The sequence below is a fragment of the Nodularia chucula CCY0103 genome (assembly GCF_963923915.1).
Lineage (GTDB): Bacteria > Cyanobacteriota > Cyanobacteriia > Cyanobacteriales > Nostocaceae > Nodularia > Nodularia chucula.
On record NZ_CAWUOL010000176.1, the window covers coordinates 1 to 2261 of the forward strand.

Annotated in this window: 2 protein-coding genes; one reads left to right on the plus strand and one right to left on the minus strand. The window is 38.8% G+C overall.

The window, feature by feature from the left end:
* Nucleotides 1–23: 23 nt before the first annotated feature.
* Nucleotides 24–560: a four helix bundle protein gene (locus ACM0OP_RS23965; protein WP_414530912.1), complete on the minus strand. Its 537-nt coding sequence runs from the start codon at nucleotides 558–560 to the stop codon at nucleotides 24–26.
* Nucleotides 561–624: 64 nt separating this feature from the next.
* Here ACM0OP_RS23965 and ltrA point away from each other — a divergent pair.
* On the plus strand, nucleotides 625–2261 hold a 1637-nt coding region (gene ltrA / locus ACM0OP_RS23970; protein ID WP_414530913.1), incomplete at its 3' end, for a group II intron reverse transcriptase/maturase.

Here is a 2261-nt window from a genome sequence, read left to right on the forward strand (position 1 = left end):
AATTCAAAATTCAAAATTCAAAATTATTTGGAAGTATTTTGCTTAGTTTTGACTATTATCGCCGCAATTATCTTGATAATATCTTGATTTTCAGCTATTAGTGGTAATAAGCGATGTTCTTCAATAATATTAGTAGTGATTAATATTTTTAACCAATATTTAGTTTCTCTAGATTCTTTAAGTGCAATTTCAAGCTTGTGGACAAAATCAGCTTTACTTTGGGCTGACTGAGATTCTTCAACATTCGCTCCAATAGAAGTCCCAGAGCGCAATAGTTGTTTATAAAGAACTCTCCCGACTCCAGGATTTTCATCAAGAGCCTTGCATAAGTTTACAATTCTAACTGCAAAATTGAATGTTCTTTCTGTAATATCTATTTGTTGACTCATAGCAATGTTATGAGTAGCGAGGTTAGAGATTATATAATAGATTTTCTCATTATTTTTGGATAAATGATTACTAATTTTGAATTTTGAATTTTGAATTTTGAATTGGAGCGAAGCGACTTGACGTGTGGCGAGTGAATCCCTTGATTTCAATGCAAAAGGAACCAAACTCATCGGAAAAAGTTAGGTGCAAGCAAAAATTGTGAACGTAACCGAGAGAACTACCGACTGGAATAGCGTGAAATGGAAAAACGCATTCCGAGTAGTTAGGAGACTAAGACAGAGAATTTTCAAGGCAACCAAAGGCGGTAGCCTCAAGTTGGTTCGCAACCTTCAAAAGCTACTAATGCGTAGCTACTCTAATATACTACTTTCCGTTAGAAGAGTCACGCAATTAAATAGTGGCAGTAAAACAGCAGGAGTGGATAGACTACTGGTAAAAACCCCGGCAGCCAGAGGTAAATTGGTAGACATTCTTACCAAATATATCCCGTGGCAGCCATTACCAGTCAGGCGGGTATATATCCGTAAAACCAATGGCAAACAAAGACCACTCGGAATACCTTGTATTGTTGATAGATGTCTCCAAGCTATTGTAAAAAATGCTTTGGAACCCTATTGGGAAGCACATTTCGAGCGCACATCCTACGGCTTCAGACCGGGGAGGTCATGCCATGATGCTATCGAAAGAATACACTCAATGGCAAAAGCCAACTCCACAAAAAAGTGGGTGGTAGATGCGGACATTGAAGGTTGCTTCGATAACATCTCTCATATACCGTTAATTAACGCCATTGGTAATTTTCCCGCGAGAAAATTAATTCAACAATGGTTAAAAGCGGGATATGTGGAAAAAGGCGTTTTTCATGACACCGATGCTGGAGTACCCCAAGGTGGAATTATTTCACCTCTACTTGCAAATATAGCTTTGCATGGTATGGAATCTGCTCTCGGCATCAAGTACGATAAAAACGGTCATACGATTGGCGACCGTGGAATTGTACGATACGCCGATGATTTGGTAGTGTTCTGCAAAACTCAGTCAGATGCTATTAAAGCACAAGAGACTCTCCAAGAGTGGATGTTTACTAGAGGTTTAACTCTATCAGAGTCAAAAACCCACATAGTACAGCTAGTGGAGGGATTTGATTTCTTAGGCTTTCATGTCAGACAATACCCTGATTCCAATACCAAAACAGGTCGGAAAGTATTAATCAAACCCAGCATTGAATCTTTGCAAAATATCCGGGACAAAATCAAACAAGTATGGCTTGATAACAAGAGTTGTAGTGTTGATTTTGTCATAGACAAGCTAAACCCAATTATTCGGGGAATAGCTAACTATTATCGGACTGTAGTTTCCTCACAAATATTCAGTTCTTTAGATAGATGGATGTTTGTCAGGGAGAGAAGGTACGCCAAACGAATGCACGGCAAAAAGAACCAATCTTGGCGTAATCATCGTTATTGGGGAAGGTTAAATCTTGATAGGAATGATTCCTGGGTGTTTGGCAACAAGCTCACGGGAAAGCATCTGCTCAAGTTTAGCTGGTTCAATATTAGGAGACATCCAATGGTAAAGGGTGCTTATTCCCCGGATGACCCAGAGCTAAAATCTTATTGGGAAACTCGGCAGAATATTAAATCTAAAAGTTTAATTCCTAGTTACCAAAAGCTTGCCCAAAAACAAGGATTCAAGTGTCCTGTATGTGGGGAATTATTACTGAATGATGAACCTATACAAAAACACCATAAAATCCCTTGTCATCAAGGTGGCAATGATAGTTACGCTAATTTATCGCTCGTGCATTTTTACTGTCATCAACAAATACATTCTCGTACACCGGACGATATTTCTGAGCCGGGAGATGTATT

Bases quoted from the DNA above. Each gene is read 5' to 3' on its own strand.
- ACM0OP_RS23965 (WP_414530912.1), bottom strand. From the start codon at position 560: ATGAGTTTGGTTCCTTTTGCATTGAAATCAAGGGATTCACTCGCCACA.